Consider the following 24451-nt stretch of genomic DNA (forward strand, 5'->3'; position numbering starts at 1 on the left):
CCGCGACGCCCGCGCATCGTCAATCGCCGCCTGGGGTTGGCGCGACTTGCTGCTATGATGCCGCTGGTTTCCTCGCCTGCGCGTCACGGCCCGGTCACAAACCGCCTTTTCCTCGCCGCCGACGCGCTCTAAGAGCGTCGCCTTCGATTTTTCCGGCGCTTTCGGGCGCCAATTCAAAGACTTTCCATGACCCGTCACGAACTGAAGACCTGGCCGCAGTATTTCGCCGCCGTGCGCTCGGGCAAGAAGCGCTTCGAGATCCGCCGCAACGACCGCGAATTCAAGGTCGGCGACGTGCTGGTGCTGCGCGAGTTCGATCCCGATCAGGACGTCTATACCGGCCAGATCGAAGAGCGGCAGATCACCTTCCTGCTGTCGGAAGAAGACTACGGCGTCATTCACGGCTTCGTGGCCATCGGCTTCGGCGACGTGGTGCACCATCCGAGCGCCGCCGAGGACCACCCGCTGACCGCCGGCGAGCTGGCCGAGTGGCACGAGACCGCCGCCGCCAACGCCGCCCTGCGCGGCGAGGAAGCCCGCCGGGTGTCGCAGTCCTACACCACCACCGGCATGAGCGTCGCCGCCGACCGCCATGGCGCCGTGGCCAACCTGGCCGAAACCGACGCGGCCTTCCACGCCGCCGCTGCGCGGATCATCCGCAAGGGGTGAAGGCTGACGGGCGGGGCTACACCCCGCCCTCGTCGCCGCGTTCCAGGCCGGCCAGGGTCGCCTCGCCCGGCGTCTCCTCGTCGCTGACCTTGCGCAGCACGGCCTGGCGCAGGGCGTAGGCCAGCATGGCCGCCAGGATCAGGGCGTTGAGCACGAACGGGGCCCAGCGCACGGCCTCGTAGAGCAGCACGAACAGCGGCGCGACCACCACGTTGAGGCCGTTGATGGCGGCGATGGCGCCGGCCGCCCCGGCCTGGTCCTTAGCCTCGACCGACAGCGACGCTCCCGCCGTGAAGCCCGGCCGCGCGAAGCCGTAGCCCAGCGACGACACCGCATAGCCGATGGCCACGGCCGCATAGTCCGGCGCGAAGGCCACGACCACATTGCCCAGGGCCGCGACCCCCACGCCCCAGCGCATCAGCTCGCGCGGGCCCATGGCGAACATCCGGATCAGGCCCCACTGGGCCAGCAGGCCCGCCACCGCCCCAGCCGCCATGGCCAGGGTGATGAAGCCCTGGGCCTTGACCGGCGCGACGCCCAGCTTGTCGATGATCAGAAAGCCCAGGGTCTGGGTCTGGGCCGTCTGGCAGGTGGCCACCAGGAAGCCGAAGATCAGGAACGGCATGAGGCGCGGGTCGCGCCACAGGCCGTCGCCCCGCCGCAGCGACGGAAAGGCCAGGCGCGCGCGCGGCTGGACCTCGCCCGCGCTGGCCGGCCGCCTGGCCTCCTCCAGACCCCGGTGCACGATCCACATCATCACCGCCGCCAGCCCGGCGAAGGCGAACATCGGCCCGGCCAGGCCCACCACCGGCAGCACGAACAGCGGCGCCAGCAGCGGCCCCACCACCGTGCCCAGGCCGAACGCCCCGGCCAGGGTGGCCATGGCCTGGGTGCGCTCCTCGCGCTTGGTGCGCTCGGCCAGATAGGCCTGGGTGGCCGGATTGGCGGCCGAGCCGAACAGGCCAAACAGCGCCCGCGCCAGCAGGAACAGCACGAAGACCAGCATCGGCGGAAAGAGGTGGTGCAGCCCGGCGCTGACCACGAAGGCGCACAGGGTCATCGACACGCAGAACCCGCCCAGCCCCAGCAGGATCAGCGGCTTGCGCCCTCGCACGTCCGACCGCTTGGCCCAGAACGGCGAGGACAGCGCCCACAGCAGGGCCGACAGCGAGAAGATCGCCGCCACCATGGCGTCTGGGATGCCGATCTGCCGGCCGATGGCGGGGAGGACGGACAGCATGCCCGTATTGCCCAGCGCCGTGGCCGCCGACACCCCGAAAAGGATGGCGAAGGCCCGCCGGTTGACCTGTTGATCTTGAGCGGCGGCAGACATCGAACAAACGTTAGAGTGGGTTCGTCGTCAGGGGAAGCCCAAGGAAATCCCAAGCGATACCGGGACGCTTTGCCGCAACCCTGGGACGCCCAAATTAAGGGTCCGCTCATGGCGCGGACGCGTACTGGGGCCATGCTGCGTCACATCTCCGTCCCCCACAAACTGCTGCTGGCCTTCGCGGCCATGATCACCATCTGCGGCGCGGCCAGCGCCGTGGTCGCCCTGGACCTGTGGTCGCTGCGCAAGGCGACCGAGATGACCGACGACTCCATGGCCCTGACCATGGCCAGCGCCCGCATGCAGGCCGCCGCGCTCGAGCAGCAGAACGCCATCCTCGGCTATGTCGCCTCGGGCGCCAGCGAGCACATCAAGCGCTTCGACGCGGCCGAGAAGGCCCTGGAGGCCGATCTCGACGCCCTGCGCAACGCCGACGCGGCCGGCGACTACGCGACCGCCGCCGCCAAGCTCTCGGACGCCCGCAAGCAGTACAAGGCCGAGGCCCAGGCCCTGATCGCCATGGCCGCCACGCCAGAGGGCCGCGCCCAGGCCGCGACGCGGACGGGCGCCAACGACCGCCTGGCCGACCTGCGCAAGGTGCTGGCCGAGGTCGAGGCCCAGGAGCATCGCGACGAGGCGGTGCGCTCGGCCAGCCGCGAGCGGGCCTTCGGCCGGGCTTTCCTCGGCATCGTGGTCGGCGGGATCCTCGGCCTTCTGGCCTCGCTGGGCCTGGCCTGGCTGCTGACCCGCGTGCTGGGCCGGCCGGTCACCGCCCTGACCGGCGTCATGACCCGCCTGGCCGGCGGCGACAACGGCGTCGAGGTGCCCGACGTCGACCGCCGCGACGAGATCGGCGCCATGGCCAAGGCCGTGCTGCGCTTCAAGGACGCCGCCATCGAGAAGATCGCCGTCGAACGCCAGGTCGAGATCGAGCGCCAGGCGGCCGAAGCCGCGCGCCAGACCGCCGAAGCCGAGCGCGAGGCCGCCCGCGTGCAGCTGGAGGCCGTGGTCGACAGCCTCGCCGGCGGCCTGCGCGCCCTGGCCCAGGGCGACCTGACCCGCCGCGTCGACATCGCCTTCCCCGCCGAATACGAACGCCTGCGCGCCGACTTCAACGCCGCCATCGCCCAGATGGAGGACGCCCTGAAGGTGATCGTCCGCTCGGCCGGCGGCATCGAGGCCGGCAGCGACGAGATCGCCTGCGCCGCCGACGACCTCTCCCGCCGCAGCGAGCGCCAGGCCGCCAGCCTGGAGGAGACCGCCGCGGCCCTCGACGAGATCACCGCCACCGTCCGCCGCAGCTCGGCCGGGGCCAAGAGCGCGGCCATCGTGGTCGGCGCGGCCCGCAGCGACGCCCAGCGCTCGCGCGTCGTGGTCGGCGACGCCGTCGGGGCCATGACCCGCATCGAGGCTTCCTCGCGCGAGATCGGCCGCATCGTCGGAGTGATCGACGAGATCGCTTTCCAGACCAACCTTCTGGCCCTCAACGCCGGGGTCGAGGCCGCCCGGGCCGGCGACAGCGGCAAGGGCTTCGCGGTCGTCGCCATGGAAGTGCGGGCCCTGGCCCAGCGCTCGGCCGAAGCGGCCCGCGAGATCAAGGTGCTGATCGCCACCGCCGCCCGCGAGGTCGAGCAGGGCGTGTCGATGGTCGGCGAGACCGGCCAGGCCCTTCAGGCCATCGCCGACAAGGTGGGCGAGATCGACGGGCTGGTGGGCGAGATCGCCGCCTCGGCCGCCGAGCAGTCGGCCGGCCTGTCGGAGGTCAACGGCGCCATCAACCTGATGGACCAGACCGTCCAGCAGAACGCCGCCATGGTCGAGCAGTCCACCGCCGCCAGCCACAGCCTCAAGACCGAGGCCGCCACTCTTTCCCACCTGATCGGCCGCTTCCGGGTCGGCGGCGCGGCCCAGGCCCGCAAGCCGGCGCGCGCGGCGTGACGGCGCGGCCTGCGCTCAGCCGCCGCACGGACCTGCAAACCGCCGATACCTTGGATTAATCATTAACAGCCATGATGCGGGCTGAATTCTTCGGGGCCTCCTGACGTCATGTTCCAGATCATCGGCATCGTGCTGCTCTTCGGCCTCGTGTTCGGCAGCTACCTGATGGGTGGCGGCAAGATGGACGTCATCATCGAGGCGGCCCCTCACGAACTGATGGCCATCCTCGGCGCGGGCGTCGCCGCGTTCCTGATCTCGAACTCGATGACCGTCATCAAGGCCACCGCCGGCGGCTTCGGCAAGATCTTCGCCGGTCCCAAGTGGAAGGCCGGCGACTATCGCGACCTGCTGGCCCTGCTGTTCCTGCTGACCAAGACGATGAAGTCCAAGGGCGTCATCGCCCTGGAAAGCCACATCGAAAAGCCGCACGACAGCTCGATCTTCTCGCGCTACCCGAAGATCTCGAAAGACCACTTCGCCGTCGACTTCATCTGCGACACCCTGCGGATGATGACCATGAACCTGGAGGATCCCCACCAGGTCGAGGACGCGATGGAAAAGCAGCTCGAAAAGCACCACCACGAGGCGCTCGAGCCGGCCCACGCCCTGCAATCCATGGCCGACGCCCTGCCCGCCCTGGGCATCGTCGCCGCCGTGCTGGGCGTCATCAAGACCATGGGCTCGATCACCGAACCGCCCGCCGTGCTCGGCGGCATGATCGGCGGCGCCCTGGTCGGCACCTTCCTCGGCGTGTTCATGGCCTATGGCCTGGTCGGCCCGATGGCCGCCCGCCTGCAGGCCGTCGTCAACGAGGACGGCGCCTTCTACAAGATCATCCAGGCGGTGCTCGTCGCCCACCTGCACGGCAACGCCGCCCAGATCAGCGTCGAGATCGGCCGCGGCAACGTGCCCAGCGTCTGCCAGCCCAGCTTCGTCGAGCTGGAAGAGGCCCTGTCGCAGATCCCGGCCGAGGGCTGAGCCCGATCCTTCCGTCCGCGTACGGCCAGATCACGCGCCCGTGATCTTTGTCTTGCAACGAGGCGTGAAAAGCGGTTCCTTGCCACCATGGCGCCCGGCTCCCACGCCGGGCGTTTCCATTTAGACGTCGCAAGGGATGCCCCGATGACCACCCAAGTCCTCCGCAAGATCCTCATCGCCGGCGCGGCCATGACCGCCCTGTCGCTGGCCGCCTGCGGCAAGAAGGACGAGGCTCCCGCCGCCGACGAGAAGGCCGCCGCGGCCGCCGCCGCCGGCGCCAGCGACGTGACGGCCGCCGACGCCGGCTCGGCCGAGGACCAGGCCGCCGCCGACGCCAACAAGGCCGCCGCCGACGCCGCCGCCGAACCGGACGCCGTCTCGGCCGCCGAAGGTACGGCCCCGGCCGCCGCCGCAGCTCCTGCCGAAGAGAAGAAGACCGAAGGCCACTGAGCCTTTTCAGGCCTTTTCGAGCTTCGACTATCCGAAGGGCCGTCCGCGAGGGCGGCCCTTCTTCTATGATGGCGCCATGACTTCCGACTCTTCAGACACCGCCCCGGGCTCCCCGCTGATCTGGCGCGAGGACGGCCTGCCGCAGTCGCGGCTCTATGGCGACGTCTACTTCTCCAGCGCCGACGGCCTGGCCGAGACCCGGGCGGTGTTCCTGGAAGGCTGCGGCCTGCCGGGCGCCTGGGCGGGGCGCGACCGTTTCGTGGTCGGCGAGCTGGGCTTCGGCACGGGGCTGAACATCGCCGCCCTGCTGGACCTGTGGCGGCGAGAGAAGGCGCCGGGAGCACGGCTCAACATCTTCTCGATCGAGGCCCACCCGATCACCCGCGACGAAGCCGCCCGCGCCCTGGCCGTCTGGCCGGAGTTGGGCGAGGCCGCCCAGGTGCTGCTCGACCATTGGCCCAGCGCCGCGCGCGGCTTCCACCGCATCGACCTGCCCGGCTTCGACGCGGTGCTGGATCTGGCCGTCATGGACGTGACGGAGGCGCTGGAGGCCTGGAGCGGGGCGGCCGACGCCTGGTTCCTCGACGGCTTCTCGCCAGCCCTCAACCCGGCCATGTGGAGCGAGGAGATCCTCGCCGCCGTCGCCGCCCGCACCGCGCCGGGCGCACGCGCCGCGACCTTCACCGTCGCCGGGGCCGTGCGCCGGGGCCTGTCCGCCGCCGGCTTCTCCTGGGAAAAACGCCCCGGCTTCGGCCGCAAGAAGGAACGGCTGGAGGCGACCTTCCCCGGCGAGCGCCCCGCGCCCCGCCGTCCGAAGAGCCTGGCGATCGTCGGCGGCGGCATCGCGGCGGCCAGCCTGGCCCGCGCCGCCCGGGCCGAGGGCCTGGCCGTGACGGTGATCGACGCCGGCCGCGACCCGGCCTCGGGCAATCCCGCCGCTCTGGTCACCCCGGCGCTGGACGCCGGCGGCGGTCCGCGCGCGGCCTTCCCGGCCCAGGCCCTGGCCCGCGCCGCCGCTCTCTACGAGGCTCTCCCCGACGCGGTGCTGGCGCGCGGCGTGCTGCGGCTGGCGACCGGCCCCAAGGACCCCGACCGCTTCGCCGCCGTCACCGGCCAGGAGCTGTTCGCCGCCGGCGAAATGACCGTCCTGGACGCCGGGACGGCGAGCACAGCCCTGGGCGAGGCGGCGAGCGGCGCGCTCTCCATGGCCCTGGCCCGCGTGGTCGAACCCGCCGCCGTCCTCGTCGCCTGGCGCGGCGAGGCGATCGCCGCCGAGGTCGTGCGGATCGAGCCCAGCGACGACGGCTGGCGCCTGCTGGACGAGGCCGGCGCAGTCCTGGCGACCGCCGACGCCGTCGTGCTGGCCGGCGGCGCCGACCTGGTCCGGCTCTGGCCCGAGGCGCCCATCCGCCCGGTGCGCGGCCAGACCAGCTGGACCGGCCCTATCGACACGGCGATCACCCCCGCCGCCTTCGGCGGCTACGCCGTTCCCACGCGCGAGGGCGGCGTGCTGTTCGGCGCCACCCACGACCGGGGCGACATGGCCGTCGAGCTTCGCGAGGCCGATCACGCCCGCAACCGCGCGGCCCTGGCCAAGGGGCGGCCGGACCTCGCCGCCCGCCTCGCGGCTGCCCCGCTCGACGGCCGCGCCGCCGTGCGCGCCACGACGGCCGACCACCTGCCCCTGGCGGGCGCGGTTCCCGGCGCGCCGGACGGCCTGTTCGTGCTGGGCGGCCTGGGCGGGCGAGGCTTCACCACCGCCCCGCTGCTGGCCGAGCATGTGGTCGCCCTGATGCTGGGCGCGCCGTCGCCGCTGCCGCGGGCGCTGGCGGGGTTGGTGGAGCCTGGCCGCTGATCCCTCTCCCCTTGCGGGAGAGGGTGGCCCGCGAAGCGGGTCGGGTGAGGGGTCGAAAGCCCTATCCGCCGCGAAAATCCGATCGGCTGGGTGCGGCGTCTCACTTCTGAGAAACCCCTCATCCGTCGGCTTCGCCGCCACCTTCTCCCGCAAGGGGAGAAGGCCACAAAGCAAAAGGCCCCGGAGTTTCCTCCGGGGCCTTCGCATTTCGTCGGGAAGCGTGAAGCCTCCGTCCGGGATCCGATCTTAGAAGTTGATCGAGATCGTCGAACGACGGTTCAGCGGTTCCTTCACGCCGTCGCCGGTGGCGACGGCCGGGGCGCTTTCACCCTTCCAGTCGACCGCCAGGGTCGTGGCGGGGACGCCGGCGCCGACCAGACCATCGGCCACGGCCTTCGCACGACGTTCCGACAGGCGGACGTTGTACTTCGGCGAGCCCGAGGTGTCGGTGTGGCCCACGACCGTGATCTTGGTCGCGTTGCCGCCCTTGGCGTAGTCAGCGGCCTGCTGCACCACGGCCTGGGCTTCCGGCGTCAGCACGTACTGATCGAACGGGAAGTAGACCACGAACTCGCGGGCCTCGTAGGCCGGCGGAGGCGGCGGCGGGGGCGGCGGAGCCGGGGGCTCGGGCGGCGGAGGCGGCGGGGGAGGCGGCGGCGGGGGCGGAGGCGGCGGGGGCGGCGGCGAGCCGAAGGTGTAGCGCACACCCAGGGTGATCGAGCTGTCCTTGTAGTCGCCTTCGAAGTAGCCGAGCGAGGTCGGGGCCGGACCGGCCGCGCCCACGTTCGTCGAGACCGAACCCCAGGTGACGTTCTTGGCGGTCAGGTAGCGGCCCGTCAGGTCGAGCGACCAGTTCGGGGTGATGTCCCAGGCCAGACCCAGCAGGCCTTGATAGGCGAACGCCTGATCGACGTCGTCGATGCTGAGGTTCTGGTAGGGCGCCGCGCCGGTCGGCACGCCGCTCAGTTGGCCGTAGACCTTGTTGTGCACCCAGGCCGTACCGACGCCGACGCCGACGAACGGACGCCAGGACGAGTCGGGCAGGAAGTCATAGATGACGTTGGCCATCAGGGTGGTGGCCTTCAGCTCGCCGTTCGGCTCGCCGCAGGTCGGGCTGGTCACCGTGCGGATCGGACCGGCGGTGCAGAGACCCAGCGGCTGCGGACGCGAGCCGTCCTCGGAGCGGACGCCCTTGATGTCGCCGCCGCGATAGCCGTATTCGCCTTCGACGCGCCAGTTCGGCGACAGACGGTAACCGAGGCGCGCGAAGCCCGCCCAGTCCTTGTCGGTCGAGAAGGTCCAGTCGTAGGGACGGCCGTCGGAGGCGTCCACCGACGAACTCGTTTCGACGCCCTCGGTCGAGTGGTAACCGACGTCGCCGGCCACGTACCATCCGCTCAACGCGCTTTGGGCGGAGGCGCCTGACGCCGCGCAAAGCGCGACGGCTGCGACGCCAGCCAGCAACCCGAATTTCATGTGAGAACCCTCTTTAAATTAGCCAGGACGCCCCCCGCGGGGCGGCTTCCACGACGACAAACGCGTGACCTCGCAAATCGGCTGTGGCGCTGGCGCCACAGTGAGCGAGTTTCGTCGATATCTCGACAGAACCTCCTCTGAAACGATCGGTCCACGGACGTCGTGATCGCCTCGCGCCGGTCTTCGCGCGAGCCGGGAAATAATCGCCTTGTTCGCAATCAGCGTCCAGATCAACCCAGGCGATTATTGGCAGAACGGTGGATGGTGAGCGCTGTTTGATCAGCGGGGAGGCGACCAGCGGCGCAGAATGCGCGTCGCTGGTCGCGGACCGGGCCGCGGATCGCCCCCACGACCCTGCAGCCAGGCCACCCTCTCCTCTTCACCGCTTGGAGGAAGCGGCGAAGGCTGTCGTCGTCCGGGCGCCGATCATCGCGGCCGCGGGCGAAATCTCGTCGGGTCCGTCTCGACGCCGCCGACCGCTTGTGGAGTGCGTGACGACGTCGAGCCGTCCCCCGGCAGCGTTGCGGCGGGGATCGAGGGATCGACGGGCCCGGCCAGAACGCAGGAGACGCTCGTCGCTTCCCTCGCCATGCGACGGAAGCGCTCGAGGGCGACGGCTAGCACCCGCTCCGGGGAATTGTCGCGTCCCAAACCTGGAACATTCCGCGACACGGCGCGCCGCGAAGGGCTGGACAGTACATGCGGTTGCGTTAACTACGACTTCGCGCGGGGGAAACAGTGCGCTCCCGGAAAGCTTTCAGAGCCCGATGTCAGAGCGCGTACGGCAGGGCCCGGATGAAGGCCCGCTTCTCGAATTCCCAATCGTCCTGCTGCTGGCCGCCGGCCATTTCATGGCCTTCGTCGACCGGGCCGTGCCCAGCGTCTACGCCCCCGCCCTCAAGGCCGGCTTCCAGCTGACCGACACCCAGCTGGGCGCGCTGCAAGGCCCCGCCTTCGTGGCGCTCTACACCATCGCCACCCTGGTCACCGGCCATCGCGGCCACCGCCTGCCGCGCGGACTGCTGCTGGCGGGATCCGCCGCCCTCTGGACCCTGGCCACCATGGCCATGGCCTTCGCCCAGACCTACGCCGCCCTGTTCGCCTCGCGCCTGGTGCTGGGCCTGGCCCAGGCGGTGTTCGCGCCGACGGCCCTGGCCGTGATCGTGGCCGGGGCCCCCGCCGCCCGGCTGTCGCGCTGGGTGTCGGTGTTCACCTCGGGATCGTCGATGGGCCGCAGCGGCGCCCTGCTGGCCGGGGGCCTGGCCCTGGGCGCCTTTTCGGCGGGGATCTTCCAGGCCTTCGGTCACGCGCCGTGGCGCGCGGCCATCCTCCTGCTGACCCTGCCCAATCTGGTGCTGGTCGCCCTGCTGGCCTGGCGTGTGCGCGGCCGCGACGAGGCCGTTCCCCGGGGACAGGGCCTGACCCAGGCGCTGGCCCATCTGGCCGCGCGGCCGGCGGGCCTTGGCCTGCATTTCCTGGCCGCCGGCGCGGTGATCCTGCTGGTGCAGGCCGCCGCGGCCTGGGCGCCGTCGATCGTCAACCGCGCCTGCGGCCTCACCCCGGCCGCCAGCGCCCTGCTGGCCGGCCTGGTGGTGCTGGTCGCCGCCCCGGCCGGACATCTGGGCGGCGGCTGGCTGCTGGACCAGCGGCGCAAGGCCGGCGGCGGACCGGCCCTGGTCGTGACCGGCGGCGCCCTGCTCGCCGTGCTCGGCGCCCTGCTGCTGAGCCGCGCCGGCTCGCCGGCGACAGCGGCGGCCGCCCTTTTCCTGATCACGGCCGGCGGCGGGGCCGCGGCCCTGGCGGCCCTGGCCGGCCTGCAGCCGCTCAGCCCGCCGCATCTGCGCCCGGCCATGAACAGCCTCTACCTGGCCTTCGTCACGGTGGCGGGCCTGGGTTTCGGCCCGCTGCTGACCGGCCTGCTGAGCGACCGATTGTTCTCCGGACCGCACGGCCTGGCCATGGCCCTGGCGGCGGTGATGACGGCGGCGGGATCACTGGCCGGGCTCGCCGCGTTTCTCGGGGCGGAGCCCTGGCGGCGGCTGGCGCAAGAGACGAGCGGGATGGCGCGCGCCTAGATGTCTGCTTCAGTGACCGACAGCTTCCATTTCTCGAGCGACGAGCACCCGGCCGAGGAGGCCTTCGCGCTCTATGCGACCCTCTATTCGCGCGGCTCCGACGTCAGCCGCGGCGAAGGCCCGTTCTTCGCCCAGGTGCGGGCCTGGCGGCTGGACAAGATCCTGCTGTTCGAGCGCCGGCTGTCGGGCGTGGTCCATGCCCGGCGCGAGCGGATCGCCGGCGACGGCTTCGATCATTTCGTCCTGACCCACGTGGTCGAGGGCGAGGTGCGGTTGGACGCGCCGGGGCCGCCCCGGACCCTGGGACCAGGCGAAGGCGTGCTGCTCGACACCCGCCGGCCGATGCGCACCGACCACCGCGACGCCGTGATCCTGACCGCCAGCATCGCCCGCGACGTGATCGAGGCGGCGCTCGGCCCGGCCGGACGGCTGCACGGCCAGATCCTGATCCCGCCGGACAATCTGGTCCTGGCCGACTTCCTCTCGTCCCTGGCCCGGCGCGGCGACGGCCTGGCCCCGACCGCCCTGCCCGCCCTGGGCCGGGCCTTCATCGACATCCTGTCGTCGATCGGCGGCGACGCGGCCCGCGCCGGCCGCGAGGACCAGCGCCGCGACCTGGCCCGCCGCGAGAGCGTGCGCCGCTTCGTCCTGCCCCGCCTGGCCGACAAGGCCCTGTCGGTCGACGCCATCAGCGCCGGGGCCGGCATCTCGCGCTCGTCGCTCTACCGGCTGTTCGACAAGCAGGGCGGGGTGGCGCGGTTCATCCAGCTGATCCGCCTGGACGCCCTGCGCGCCGTGCTCGACGCCCAGGGCCACGCGGCGCCGGGCGAGGACGAACTGGCCGAGCGCCTCGGCTTCGGCGGCGTCCCGCAGATGGAGCGGCTGTTCGCCGAGGTCTATGGCGCCGGCCTGCAGGCCTATCGCGAGGCCGTGGGCGACAAGCCCCGCAACGACCCCGACCTGGCCAAGCGGCGCTGGGAAGGCTGGCTGAACGAGCTGGACTAGACCGCGAGGCGCCTTACGGCGCCTTTGGCGGTCGCCCGACCAGCACGCCGCGACCGTGCGGGGCGATGTAGACGACGCCGTATTCCAGCAGGTCCCCGGCCACGCCCTGGATGTCGCCGAATTGGTGGGCGTCGTCGTTGATCCGCGTCCAGGACGCGCCCTCGTCGTCCGAGCGCCACAGGCCGCCACGCCCGTCGACCTTGCCGTAGAGATAGACCGCCGGGTAGCCGTCCTTCTCCCTGGGCGCGCCGAAGCTGACCGACCAGGCCGCGTCGACCTTGCGGGCCGGCTTGAACGGCGCGCCGGCGTCGCGCGAATGCAGCAGGCCCGACGGTAGGGCGATCCACAGGTCGCGCATCCGGGTCGGCACGACGGCCAGCTGGGCGCGGTCCCAGTGCTGGGTCGCCGGCAGGCCCGAGGCGATCGGCGTGAAGGTCAGGCCGCCGTCGACGCTGACCAGCACGCGGCCGCCGGCCCGGTCGTGCACGTAGAACACCCGCTCGACCACCTTGTCGGCGACCGGAACCAGGGTCTGGTCGCCGGCGGCGGGCCAGCCGGCCGAGGCCGTCCAGGTCTTGCCGCCGTCGAGCGAGGCGTAGCCGACGTCCTTCTCGGGCGCCCAAAGCAGGGCCGAGCCCTTGGCCGACACCGCGATCGCGCCCGGCCCGCGCCAGGGCTGGCCTTCGCCGGGGACCTTGTAGGGCTGGGCCGGCATCGGCCGCCAGTCGGCGCCGCCGCTGGTGGAGTAGAAGGCGTTGGCCTTGCCGTTGGCGGTGCGGACGATATAGCCGGGCTTCTGGCCGGCGTAGTCGACGCTCCAGTTGCTCTCGGTGTTGGGGCGGAAAAGGCCGTTGGCGGGCGGACGGGCGACATCGTCCCAGGCCGCCCCGGCGGTGTCGCCCATGGCCGCCAGCAGGGTCGCCCCGCCGGTGGGCGACACCAGTTGGGTGACCGCGCCCTCTTCCAGATTGTCGATCCGGGCGTCCAGCGCCACTGGTGCGTCGCCGCCGGCGGCGGTGAGGTTGCGGCTCATCCACAGGCCGCCGCCGTGGCCGTAGATCAGCTCGTCGGCGTTGAACGGATTGACCCGCAGGGCCGAGATCCAGCCGCCCATCTTGCGCTCGGGATTGGTCTCGGCCAGCCACGGATAGGCCCCGGCCGAAAAGCCGGCCTGGCGGCTGAGCGCGCTCCACTTGGCTCCGCCGTCGCGCGAGACGAAGATGTCGTCGTTGGGCCACCAGCGGTCCAGGGTCGAGACCACCAGCGCGCCGTCCGGCCCGACGTCGATCCCCGAGAAGCCGCCCTGGCGGGCCTCGCCCTTCAGCGGGGAGATGTCGCGCCACTTGCCCGAGGCCGGGTCGCGCTTCTGCACGCTGCCGCCCTTGGCGTGGCTGGGATTGACGGCGAAAGCGCTTCCGTCCCCCTCGGCGAAGGCGACGTAGAGCGTTCCGTCGGGAGCGAACACGGCCCGCTGCGGCAGCTGGGCCGGCGCGCCCGCCACTGGCTGGAACGAGGCGCCGCGATCATGGCTGACGAACAGCCCGCCCTTGCCGTCGGCCCCGCCGACATAGAGGTCGCCGCTCTTCGGCTCGAAGATCACCAGATTGATCGCCCGCGCAGGCGAGACGGCGACCTTGGTGAAGCTGACACCGCTGTCTGTGCTGCGCCAAAGCCCGTCCTGGTTGGAGCCGAACCAGATGGTCTTCGGGTCGCTGGGATCGACCATCAGCCGCTCGCCCGCGCCACGGCCGTCGGCGTTGCCGCCCACCCGGATCGGCAGCTCGGTCTTCTTCCAGGTCGCGCCGCGGTCGTCGGAGCGCAGCACGGCGCCCTTGCGCCCCCAGTCCTGCAGATAGAGGCCGCAGACCGCATAGAGCTTGTTGGGATCGGCCGGATCGACCGCCAGGCTCAGCACGCCCATCAGGTCGGCGTCCTCGCGCGGCAGGTGGTCGAGCAGCGGGATCCAGCGCTTGGCCGCGTAGTCGTAGCGATAGGCGCCGCCGACGTCGGTGCGGGCGTAGAGCAGGCCCTTCTCGCGCGGGTGATAGACGAAACCGTCGATATAGCCGCCCGCGCCATAGGGCACGCTGGCCCAGGCGTAGGGCTGGTCGGCCGCGCGGGCCTGGGTCGCCGGGCCGCCCACGGCCAGCATCAGGGCCAGGGCCGCGCCGCCCAGGGCCGGCCCCAGGACAGGCTTCATCCGATCGAAGAACATCTGGTTTCCCCCGCTGCGCTCTGGACGATCCTCGGGCCGGAGCCGGGGTCGTCCTTGATATTGTGAGCGCTACCATACTGAAGACGATTAATCCTACAATACGGGATTTCACGGTTATGGGGATAAGGGCGTCAGCTTGGATTCCGCCGTCGCGGGGAGGCGCGGAGAGGCGCCGGCCTCAGGCCCGTTCGCGCATGCGCTTGAAGATGTCCGAGAGCCGGTTGTCGCCCGGCTGCGTGCTGGCGGCGGCGGAAACCGGCGCGGGCTTTTCGGCGTAGGCTTGCAGGAAGCCGATGTCGCAGGCGACGACGTCTTCGTTGGCGGCGGCCGGCGGGCAGCCGAAGAAGCCTTCCAGCGCGCGGACCATGGCTTCGGCCTCGGCCTGCAGCGAGGGGCGCCCGGGCTCGGGTTCGAAATCGGCCTCGGTCTCCGCCGTCTCGAAGATCTGATACGGCAGATTGATCTGGTTGATCATCGAGAAGAGGCGGTTGACGTCGCCGGACATGTCGTGGCTCCACCGCAAGGCGGTTCGGGGTTCAAGGTCGTCTGGCCCGCCTTTCCTTCCCCGCCATTTCGGCGAGCAGGACGAGGGCGGACGAGTAGTACGTGCGATCCGGCGGCGTCCCCCGAAGCCTCTGGATCGACGGGTCGTTCAGCGCCAGGGCGGCGATGTCGACACCCCCGCTAGATAACGGAAAGTCGGCTTCATGACCGTCGGACATATTGACCCATGCCGGCGGCCTTTTTTGGGCTTGAATGTTTCCGCGCCAGTAGTCCGCGGTCTCCGCCGCGAGCGAATCCTGGCCGCCCCAGGCCAGGTAGAGCGGCGCCCGGATGGCGTCGAAACCGAACAGCGGCGGCTTGTCCGGGGCCGGCGCCAGGCTGCCGTCGGGACGCACCAGCAGCCAGTCGGGCGGAACCTTCCGGGGTCCGAACCGGCCGTCGCGCGCCAGGGTCACGCCGTCGGCGATCAGGGTCCGCCACGGCGCCTCGGCCCCGTCGGCGGATGCGAAGTCCTGGAAGGCCGGCAGGATGAAATAGGACGGGTTGACGATCACTCCGGCCGGGCCGCGAAAACCCTCCAGCCCTGGCAGCAGCACCGTGCGCCCGCCGACCTCGACCACCAGCCGCTCGGCGATGGCGTCGCGGATGGCCTTGGAGGCGACGAGGTAGCCGTCGTCGCGCCAGCGCCGCCCGGCCCGCAGCAGCGCCCAGGCCGCCAGGACGTCGCCGTCGGCGGCGTTGTTCTGGTCGGCGACGGGCGGCCTCGCGCGGGGGTCGTAGCGCCAGGCCAGCAGCGGCGCGTTCTTTTGGACCAGGTTGGTCCGGGTCCAGTTCCACGCCCGGTCGAAGGTCTCGCGGTCGCCGTGGCCCTCGGCCAGCAGCATCGTGTAGCCCTGGCTCTCGCTGTGGCTGACGCCGCCGTTCTCGGGATCGATCGTGCGGCCGTCGGGCTGGACATAGGCGGCCTTGAACGCGGCCCAGCCCTCGGCGGGCGGCCTGGCGCAGGCGCCCGAGGCTCCGGTCGCGGCGATCACCACCGCCATCAGCAGCCTAGACCCGGTGCTCGAACACCAGCGGCGAAGCCGAAGGATCGCGGCAGGTGGTGACGCCGCCGGGGCTGCCCTGGGCGGCGAGCCAGGCGCCGTAGGCCCCCGCCAGAACCTCGGCCATGAGCGGCGGCCATGCCCGCCTGTCGTCGTCGTCGAGCGCATTGGGACAGGCCCCATGGGTGATGAGGATATGATCGTCCGCCGCCGCCAGCCGGGTCCAGCCCCAGTCCATCCCGCCGAGCACGACATTGAGCTGCGTCTCCAGCTCGTCGAGCGTCTCGACGGTCGGCAGGGCGAAGCGGCGGGCCATGCGCTCGCCCGTGGCCCGCAGGAAGCGCCGGGCGGCGGTCGGGTCGGCGACGGCGGTCAGTTCCCCGGCCAGGGCCGCCAGGAACGGCGACCACTGCGGGCTGACGCGGCGGCGGTTCAGGTAGTCGAGGTCTCTGGCCCGGGCGTCATCTCCGCTCATCGGCCGCCCTCCCCGCCCAGGGTCTGCTTCACGCCCACGCTGACGGCGGTCTCGTTGTAGACGCCGAAGGTGTTGAAGTTGACGGCCCCGCCGATGCTGGCGCCGGGCCGGAACTGGTAATCGGCCGACAGCCCGCCCGATATGCCAAAGCCGCTGGCGCTTTCCGCCAGATAGCGCGGGAAGACGTCGCTGTCGGCCAACGCCAGGGTGTTGAGCTCGGTCTGCAAGGCGACGTCCATCGGGAAATAGGCCGCCCCGGCCTGGTTGTAGGTCTGGTAGCCCGGCGCGATCGCGCCCTTGAACTTCCACGGCCCCTGGCGGCCGGTGACGCTGATCGGCGCGGTCAGGCTGGTGAACGACTTGGGGCTGAAATAGCCGCCGTGGCCCAGGCTGAAGAAGTTCTGGTTGTTGTCGAAACCCTGCTGGTTGAGGTTGAAGCCGACCTGCACCTCGGTTTCGCCGCGGCGATACGGACGGATGTAGCCGCCCAGATTGACCTGGTAGCTGTCGTTGTCGGCCACGTGCTCGCCGTCGTAGTGGCCGTAGCTGGCGTCGCCATAGAGCCCCGAGGCGCCATCGTCGTAGGACAGGCTGACCCCGCCGCCGGTGCGCATGACGCGGCCCCAGCGCTGGCCGGTGACCGGGTCGCGGGCCCCGGCATAGGCTGCGACGCTGTCGGTGACCGGGCGGCGCTCGATCCACAGCTTGCCCTGGCCGTTGGCCCCCAGGCGCGGCGAGAACGCCACGCCGCCGGTGACGTCGATGTCGCCGAAGCCGATCGGGGTCGTGCCGATGTCGGCCGACAGGGGTCCCGCCGCCATGGCCAGGTTGATCGCCGCCCCCGAGGCGCTCTGCGGCGGGGCGGCGGCGTAGACCGGCGCGAAGGCGCCGACGATGGCGCGGGCGTTGATGATCTGGTTGGCGCCGTAGCGCTGCTCGGCCGAGCCCGAGGGCGTGCCGCCGTCGATGCTGACCGGCGAGATCGAGGCGGTGAACCGCACCTCGCCCAACGACGCCGAGGCCGACGCCCTGGCCGACAGCTCGTGCAGCCGCCCCAGGCCCGCCTCGCCCGAGCGGGCGCGGATCTGGGCCGAGCCGGACACCTCGGCGGCGGTGCGGGCGGTGATCTCGGCGATCTGGCGGTCGATGTCGCCGACCACCGGGTCGCGCGCGGCCGGAGCCACGAACGGATTGCCCGGCGACGGCGAGACGGTGGACGTGGGACGCGGCGAGGCGGCCTCGCCCGCGCGGCCGTTGCGGCCGGTGAACGGGAAGGCGACGCCGGCGAAGCCGCGTTCGGCGGCCGTTTGGGCGGTCGGCGCGGGCGCCGCTGGGGTCAGCACGCCGGCCAGTTGGTCGCCGCCGGACGCGATATCGACGCCGGTAAGGGGCGCGGCGGCGGCCGAGGTCATCAGGTCGTATCGGCCGGCCGCCACCGGCAGCACCGCCGCCCGCGCTGGAACGCCGCCGGCCGTGAACGGATTGGGGCCGAGGCCGCCGCCCGGGGTGGCGTTGGAGCCACCCGGCGCCAGCACGGCGTCGAGACCCGAGCCGAAGGTCGGCCGCCGCTCGCGCAGGGTGCGGGCCATGCGCAGGGCCTCCAGCGCCGCCTTCTCGTCGCCGGCCTGGCGCTCGACCCGGGCCGAGGCGAGATAGAGGTCGGCGTCGCGCGGGCTGGCGGCGATGGCCTGGGCGAGCGTGCGGCGGGCGCTCGCCACGTCGCCCTTGGCGGCCGAGGCGTCGGCCAGGCCGATCAGGGCCTCCTTGTCGCCGGGCTTGGCGCGCAGCAGGACGGCGAAGGCCTGGGCGGCCTCGTCGTACATCCGGCCGTCCTGGTAGACGCGGCCCAGCGGAGCCAGCAGGCGGGTGTTGCGGGGGGCCACCGCGAAGGCGGCCGACAGCACGTCGAAGGCGCTGGCCAGATCGCCGGCCTGGCGCAGGCGGTCGGCCCGCTCGGCCCCGAGGGTGGCGGTCAGGTCGGCGACCGCTCGAACCCCGTCCGGCGAAGCGCCGGAACGCGAAGAAGCCTGGCGGATGATGGCGGCGGCCTCGGCGTCGCGCCCGGCCTTGGCCAGCACCGCGACCATGCCGTCATAGCCGGCCGGCGCCTCGGTGACGCCCTCCACAAGGGTGCGCTGGGCCATGGCCAGGGCGGTCTGGCGGTCGCCCAGGTCGTAGAGCGCCGAGGCCAGGCGGCCCTGCGCCGCGACCGGCAGCGCCGGACGGGCGGCCAGGGCGCGCAACGAGGCGACGCCGCCGCCCTGTCTGGCCTGGTCGATGGCGGCGTCGATCTCGAGCCGGCCGCGCAGGGCGGTCATTTCCGGCGTCATCTTGCCCACGGGCGCGCGGTCGAGCAGGGCCAGGGCCTCGGACGGACGGCCCTGCTGGTCGGCGAAGACGGCGGCGGCGTGGATCTGCTCGGGTTGGGTTCCGGCGCCGACCGGGGCCATCAGCCCCTCGGCGGCCTGGGCCTCGCCCTGGCCGGCCAGGAAGCGGGCGAAGTCGAGCCGCACCCAGGGATCGGACGGGGCGGCGGCCAGGGCGCTCTCGAAGGCGGCGTTGGCGCCCGACAGGTCGCCGTTGGCCCACAGCTGGCTGGCGCGCTCGTGGTCGATGCGGCCGCGCAGCACGTTCTGGCCGCTGGCGTCGGGCTGCAGGGCCGGCGAAGCGGCCGCCACGGCGTCGGCCTCGGCCGTGCGGCCCTGGTCGAGCAGCACCTGGACCAGCCCCTGCTGGGCCTCGGCCTGGTTGGGCGCGGCCGCCAGCACGGCGCGATAGGCGCTCTCGGCCTCGGCCGCCTTGCCCTGGCGGCGCAGCGCCTCGGCCAGCAGGCCGCGCGCCAGCAGCCGGTCGGGATAGGTCTCGGCGGTCAGCGGCCGCAGCGTCTGCTCGGCCTTGATCACCTGGCCCTGGTCGAGGGCGGCCTGGGCGTCCTGCAGGCCGGCGTAGAAGCGGGCGCTGGTCAGGGCCTCCTTCCAGCGGCCGGCGCTGGCCGGGTTGGACCGGCTGGCCCGTCCCAGAAGGTCGGCGGCCTCGCCGAACCGCTGGGCCTGGAGCCGCACGAGGCCCAGCCCGCCCAGGGCGTCGGCGTCGCCCGCGCGGCGGGCCAGGGCCGCCTGGAAGCGCCGTTCGGCCTCGGCGACGTCGCCGCCCTGCAAGGCCTCGAAGCCCTTGGCCCGGTCGCCCGCCGACGGATCGACGGCCGCAGCGGCCGGAGCCTTGGGCGCGGTGCGGGCCGCGGCCAGCTTGCGCGAGATCTCGGCGTCGTTGGGACGGGCCGCCAGGTAGTCGCCGAACAGGTCGGCGTTGCGCGGGCTCTCGTCCATCCAGGTCAGGGCCTGGCGCCAGGCGCTGGCGGCCTTGCCGGCGACGGAACCGCCGCCGCCCGCCAGGCGGGCCAGCAGGGCCACGCCCTCGCGGCGGGTGCCCTCGCGATAGGTCAGGGCCTGGCCGAGCGCCAGCTGCACGTTCTGGTCGCCCGGCTTGCGGGCCGACAGCGCCCGCAGACCCGTCTGGGCCTGGGCGACGCCGCCCGGCGCGCCGGCCAGGGTCTGATAGTATTCCAGCGCGACGGCGTCGGGCGGCGTGGAACCACCGAACGCCTGGCGGTAGGCCGCCGCGGCGGCCGCGTTCTCGCCCCGCTGGGCCAGGCCCCGGGCCTTGGCCAGGTCGGCGCCGCCGGCCGAAGTTCCGCCCACGGGCGCTTTCGCCCCGCCGCCCGGCGCGTCGAGGGCCGCGAGACCCCGCTTGGCCGCCGCGTTGTTGGGATCGGCCGCCAGGGCGCGCTTGTAGGCGTCGGCCGCCAGGTCCTTGCGGCCCTTCTGGCTCCAGAAGTCGCCCTGGCGCACCAGGGCGCCGACCGCGGCGCTTCCGCTCTGCGCCTGGGCGACGGAGGCCGTCCCGCCCGCCAGCAGGATGGCGGCCAGGGCGGCTTCCACGGACATGCGACGCAGGGACTTCACTTGGCGCTACCTTCGAGACGGCGTCGCGCGATGGCCTTCAGCGCGACGATGAGCGGGAACGACAGGGCCAGGCCGACGCCGAAGATCGACAGCGCCAGCAGCAGCGGCCGCTGGCTGAGCCACCACATGCCGTAGACCCACCAGGGCAGGTCGCCGGTGTGGAACACCTTGCCGACCTGGAAGCTGGAGAAGCCCTCCTCGGTGACGATGGCCAGGTCGCCCTGGATGCGGGCGTTCTGGGCCGGGTCGTCGAGACGGGCCACCACCGCCGGCAGGCGGGTCGGGTCGCTGGCCAGCACGGCCACCACCGCCCGGCCGCGATCGAAGGGCGAGCGGAAGCTGACCAGGCCCTCGAAGCCCTCGCCGGCCACCAGCAGGTCGTCGGCGTGGTCGCGGCCGGCCGAGGCCTCGCCGTCGGCCATCAGGAACAGCCGCTCGATCGGCGCGGCCAGCTTCAGGCGCAGGCGGTCGTCCTCGAAGCGCACCGGCGCGCCGGCGAACAGCGCCCCGAACCGGCGGACCATGTCGGGACGGCCGATCAGCAGCACGTCGCGGCCCTTCAGCGCGGCCGCGTCGGCGTCGCGCGCGATCGCCACCCGGGTGACCGGCGCGCCGGTGACGTCGCCGAACCGGCCCATCAGCGCCAGATAGGCCTCGATGTCGGCCGCTCCGGGATTGGCGTCGAGCACGACGGTGGTCTTGTCGAGGTCGGCGTTGCGGGTGAACGGAAAGCCGGCGCTGGCGAAGAAGGCCAGGTTCGGCAGGGCCGCGAAGTGACGTCCGCCGCTGAGGTCGATCGAGGTGTCCGGGTCTATGCCGCTGTGGACGTTGGTCGGCAGCTGGCCCTGGCAGGCCCCGGTCTTGTTGCTCTTGATGTCGAAATAGAACTGCAGCTGGCTGGCGCCGAACAGCAGGTAGGGCGGCAGGTCCAGGCTGTGCTCGTTGCGGGCGAAGCGGTTGAACAGGCCACGCACCTCGGCCGTGCGGTCCTGGGCGCTCAGCCGGTAGGAGCGCAGGTACTGGCCGTTCAGCGACACGTCCAGGCGCGACTGCTCGCGGTCGAACCACGGCCCCTTCGGATAGCGGTAGCGCACGCGCAGCGGCGCGCCCTGCACCGGCCACAGGAAGAGATCGGGCGCGACGCGGAACGGCACGGACACCGGGGCCGGCGACAGGCCCGGCGCCTGCAGAAGCTGGGCGTCGACCAGCTCGCCCAGGCGGACCGGACGATCCATGCGCAGCCAGCGCGGGGCGTCATAGGCCGCGCGCGGGGCGATCAGGGCGGTGTCGACCTGGGCCATGGCGCCGTTCAGCCCGCCCTGCGAGATGCTGAGCGCCAGGGCCGCGCGGCGGATCTCGGAGGTGTCGCGGCCGATCACCAGCAGAAGGCGATGGTCGGGGGCCTGGGGGTTGGCGACCACGGCCAGGGTCGGGCCGTTCACCTGCGGCAAGGTCAGGCCGCCGATCGTCTGGCCCGACTGGCCGAACACCACGCCCTCGCCCTGCGGCAGGGCGCCGATCAGGGTCGGGAAGGCAAAGCCGCGATAGCTGGCCCGCATGCCGAAATAGGAGGCCGCCGCCCCCGCCCCGCGCAGCACCGCGTCGGAGGGGGTCTCGGCGAACACGAATGGCAGCACCAGCTTGCCGCCGCCCTTGTCGAAGAACGGCCCGGGCAGCATCGCCAGGTCCGGGCTCGCCGGCAGGCGTGAGACCGTCAGCTCCAGGCGCGAGCGCTGGTTGCTGAGCGTCATCCACAGCGACGAATGCTGCGGGTCCTCGCAGGCGCGGGTGTAGTGGCCGATGAAGCGGAGGTTCAGATTGTTGTCGCGCAGGAACAGGGCCGGATCGATCGGGATCGACCACTCGGTTCCGGCCGCCCGGTCGGGGGTCAGCATGACCGCGCCGGCCGGCTCGCCGTTCAGGGTCACGGCCAGCTGCGACAGGTCGCCCAGCAGCGACGGCGAATAGGCGCCCGAGACGACGAGACGGGCGGCGGTCACCACCTCGTCGCGGCGCAGGGTGAAGTCGACGCCGGCCTCGCCCTGCACGCCGCGCAGGCGCAGGGACTGGCCAAAACCGAGATCCTTGAGGGTCAGCACGCGGGTCGAGCCGGACGGCGCCGCCGCGACGGGCGCGGGATCCTGCGCCCTCGCCTGCCCGCTCCAGCCCAGGCCGCCGGCCAGCAGCAGGCCCGCGACGATCACCGCCGCCCGGCCGCCGTCGGGTCCGCCGCCCGTGCGCGAGCGCGGCGCAAGGGCCGCGGGCTTGGCCGCCCGCCACCAGAACAGGATGCTGGCGCTGGCCCGGACCAGGCCCGCCAGGGCGGCCAGGGGACGCACCGGCGCCCAGTGGGCGTTGGGCACCCAGGCGTCGGCGCGGCCGACGACGTTGCGCACCAGGTCGCGGCGTTCGGCGAAGCCGAGCGGCAGGAACTGCACTCTCAGGACCCCCTTGTCGAACATGATGGACCGCGCCTTGAACGGACGGGCGCGCTCGTCCTGCAGGAACTCGACCGTGTCGAGCTGGCGCTCGTCGCCCCAGAAGCCGTCGGGAATGATCGCCGACAGGCCGCCCATCGAGACCTCCAGGGTCTGGACTTCCAGCACCTCTCCGTTGGTCAGCCGCAGGCGGGCGGGCAGGGAGGCCTCGATGCGGACATGCTGGCGCACCTGCCGGGTCTCGCGGCCGACGGCGATGGCGGTCAGCAGCACCAGCAGGCTGAACAGGGTCCAGAAGGCGTTGAGCACCAGGGTGCCGACCAGCACGAAGTCCGGCTCGGCCGTCGCCAGCCGCCACATGGCGAAGCAGAGGCCGGCGATCAGCAGGCCCGCGACCACGATGTGCGGCCACATCAGCGACCAGTCGAAATAGCCCTTCTCCAGCCGGCCGCCCTTGTCGGTGACGTTGAACTTGCCGTGCTTGGGCGCGAACAGGGTGACGATCGTCGGCCCCAGCAGGTGGAAGGCCAGCAGGGTCTCGTAGATCTCGCCCCAGAACGCCATGCGTTCCTCGCCCTGCATGCGGTTGTTGGTGACGATCGAGTGCACCAGGTGCGGCAGGGCGTAGGCCAGGATCATCGGGGCCGAGGCGCTGATGATGTTGAACCCCAGCAGCAGGAAGACCAGCGGCGAGGTCAGGAACACGATGCGCGGCAGCGGAAACTGGAAGTGCAGCATCGCATTCAGGTAACAGAGCCGTTGGGCGACGCTCAAACCCTTGCCGAACAGGGGATTGTCGATCCGGAAGATCTGGGTCATGCCGCGCGCCCAGCGGATGCGCTGGCCGATGTGCAAAGCTAGGCGCTCGGTCGCCAGGCCCGCCGACAGCCGGATTTCCAGGAAGGCCGTGTTCCAGCCCCGGCGTTGCAGCTTCAGCGCGGTGTGGGCGTCCTCGGTGACGGTCTCGTGCGCGAAGCCGTGGGTCTCCTCCAGGGCCGCGCGACGGATGATGGCGCAGGAGCCGCAGAAGAAGGCGGCGTTCCACAGGTCGTTGCCCGGCTGGACCACGCCGTAGAAGAGGTCGCCCTCGCCGGGGATGTCCTTCACCGTCTGGATGTTCCGCTGCACCGGGTCGGGCGAATAGAAGTGGTGCGGCGTCTGCAGCAGGGCCAGGCGCGCGTCCTCCTGGAACCAGCCGACGGTCATCTGCAGGAAGGCGCGCGTGGGGATGTGGTCGCAGTCGAAGATGCAGACCAGCTCGGCCTCGGTCTGGCCCAGGGCGTGATTGAGATTGCCGGCCTTGGCCCCGAAGTTGTCGGGCCGGGTCATGTAGATCGCGCCGGCCTTCTCGGCGAAGGCCTTGAACTCGGGTCGGCGGCCGTCGTCCAGCAGGTACACCTTGAACCGGTCGCGCGGGTAATCCATGCCCAGCGCCGCCAGCACCGTGTCCTGCACGATCTCCAGGCTCTCGTTGTAGGTCGGGATGTAGACGTCGACCCTGGGCCAGGACGCCGGCGCGCCGGTGATCGGCCGCACCGGCCGTTGCAACGGCCAGGCGGTCTGCAGGTAGCCGAGCAGCAGGATCAGCCAGGCGTAGATCTCGGCCAGGTAAAGGCCCGTGCCGAAGAAGGCCTCGCCGAGATTGCGGAAATGCAGGGTCTCGGTCGTGCGCCACCACAGATAGCGGGTGCTGACGATCACCGAGACCACGCACAAGGCAATGGTCAGGTGCTTGGACTGCGACAGGCGATTGGCCGCGATCACCCCGACGATGGTCGCCAGCGCGAACAGCGCCTGGTCCTTGAAGCTGAGCGGGATGACGATCGCGACGAGCGCCACCGCCAGGACGGCGGCGATCAGCAGCGCGACGCCCACGCGCGAGACCAGCCGCGCCAGCAGCGACCCTGAAGCCGGCCCCGAAGCAGAAGGCGACGTCACAGCGTCCATCGGCCCAACCCTCCGGTCGACGGCCCAGGCCGCGCTGCGGTCATCGTCGCTGGATCTCTCGTTCGAACAGTCAAGCTTTCACCAAGTCTTC

General features: G+C 72.1%; 15 protein-coding genes. 7 read left to right on the forward strand and 8 right to left on the reverse strand.

Annotation, left to right across the window (positions count from 1 at the left end; translation table 11 throughout):
* The first annotated feature begins 186 nt into the window (after positions 1-186).
* Positions 187-669 (forward strand): ASCH/PUA domain-containing protein, encoded by a 483-nt coding sequence (locus AC1RRS_RS15095; RefSeq protein WP_487292017.1) that lies wholly within the window; start codon positions 187-189, stop codon positions 667-669.
* A gap of 16 nt (positions 670-685) precedes the next feature.
* On the opposite strand, the gene AC1RRS_RS15100 is transcribed toward AC1RRS_RS15095, so the two are convergent.
* Entirely contained in the window at positions 686-2002 is a 1317-nt protein-coding gene (locus AC1RRS_RS15100; RefSeq protein WP_492855852.1) for an MFS transporter, read from the reverse strand.
* A gap of 108 nt (positions 2003-2110) precedes the next feature.
* Here AC1RRS_RS15100 and AC1RRS_RS15105 point away from each other — a divergent pair, with 108 nt between their 5' ends.
* The 4 genes from AC1RRS_RS15105 to mnmC2 all read left to right on the forward strand — a co-directional run bounded on the left by AC1RRS_RS15105 (position 2111) and on the right by mnmC2 (position 7220).
* Positions 2111-3937, forward strand: a complete 1827-nt coding sequence (locus tag AC1RRS_RS15105; RefSeq protein ID WP_492855853.1) for a methyl-accepting chemotaxis protein — start codon at positions 2111-2113, stop codon at positions 3935-3937.
* A 108-nt stretch (positions 3938-4045) separates the two neighbouring features.
* The gene (motA, locus tag AC1RRS_RS15110; protein WP_487292013.1) at positions 4046-4915 is read left to right on the forward strand and encodes a flagellar motor stator protein MotA; all 870 of its coding nucleotides are present in this window, start codon (positions 4046-4048) and stop codon (positions 4913-4915) included.
* A gap of 144 nt (positions 4916-5059) precedes the next feature.
* Complete coding sequence (locus AC1RRS_RS15115) at positions 5060-5365, forward strand: hypothetical protein (protein WP_492855854.1); 306 nt, start codon at positions 5060-5062, stop codon at positions 5363-5365.
* Positions 5366-5441: 76 nt separating this feature from the next.
* Positions 5442-7220, forward strand: a complete 1779-nt coding sequence (gene mnmC2, locus AC1RRS_RS15120) for a tRNA (5-methylaminomethyl-2-thiouridine)(34)-methyltransferase MnmC2 (RefSeq protein WP_492855855.1) — start codon at positions 5442-5444, stop codon at positions 7218-7220.
* A gap of 246 nt (positions 7221-7466) precedes the next feature.
* On the opposite strand, the gene AC1RRS_RS15125 is transcribed toward mnmC2, so the two are convergent.
* On the reverse strand, positions 7467-8696 hold the full coding sequence (locus AC1RRS_RS15125; protein ID WP_492855856.1) for an OmpA family protein: 1230 nt from the start codon (positions 8694-8696) through the stop codon (positions 7467-7469).
* A 767-nt stretch (positions 8697-9463) separates the two neighbouring features.
* Here AC1RRS_RS15125 and AC1RRS_RS15130 point away from each other — a divergent pair.
* Positions 9464-10771: an MFS transporter gene (locus AC1RRS_RS15130; RefSeq protein WP_492855857.1), complete on the forward strand. Its 1308-nt coding sequence runs from the start codon at positions 9464-9466 to the stop codon at positions 10769-10771.
* Positions 10772-11776, forward strand: coding sequence for an AraC-like ligand-binding domain-containing protein (locus AC1RRS_RS15135; protein ID WP_492855858.1), 1005 nt, complete (start codon positions 10772-10774; stop codon positions 11774-11776).
* A gap of 13 nt (positions 11777-11789) precedes the next feature.
* On the opposite strand, the gene AC1RRS_RS15140 is transcribed toward AC1RRS_RS15135, so the two are convergent.
* From AC1RRS_RS15140 to bcsA, 6 genes are all read right to left on the reverse strand, one after another.
* Complete coding sequence (locus AC1RRS_RS15140) at positions 11790-13991, reverse strand: WD40/YVTN/BNR-like repeat-containing protein (RefSeq protein WP_492855859.1); 2202 nt, start codon at positions 13989-13991, stop codon at positions 11790-11792.
* Positions 13992-14169: 178 nt separating this feature from the next.
* Positions 14170-14496 carry a hypothetical protein gene (locus tag AC1RRS_RS15145; RefSeq protein ID WP_492855860.1) on the reverse strand — a complete coding sequence of 109 codons (327 nt, stop codon included), beginning with the start codon at positions 14494-14496 and terminating at the stop codon, positions 14170-14172.
* Between the two features lie 31 nt (positions 14497-14527).
* Complete coding sequence (locus AC1RRS_RS15150; RefSeq protein WP_492855861.1) at positions 14528-15538, reverse strand: family 8 glycosyl hydrolase; 1011 nt, start codon at positions 15536-15538, stop codon at positions 14528-14530.
* A 7-nt stretch (positions 15539-15545) separates the two neighbouring features.
* A complete protein-coding gene (bcsD, locus tag AC1RRS_RS15155; RefSeq protein ID WP_492855862.1) occupies positions 15546-16013 on the reverse strand; it encodes a cellulose biosynthesis protein BcsD in 468 nt (155 codons plus the stop codon).
* A complete protein-coding gene (locus AC1RRS_RS15160) occupies positions 16010-19957 on the reverse strand; it encodes a cellulose synthase subunit BcsC-related outer membrane protein (protein WP_492855863.1) in 3948 nt (1315 codons plus the stop codon). Before AC1RRS_RS15160 ends, bcsD begins: the two co-directional genes overlap by 4 nt.
* Positions 19958-19971: 14 nt before the next feature.
* Entirely contained in the window at positions 19972-24360 is a 4389-nt protein-coding gene (bcsA, locus tag AC1RRS_RS15165) for a UDP-forming cellulose synthase catalytic subunit (protein ID WP_492855864.1), read from the reverse strand.
* Positions 24361-24451: the final 91 nt, after the last annotated feature.

The sequence above is a fragment of the Caulobacter sp. GW821-FHT12A07 genome, from assembly GCF_058807655.1.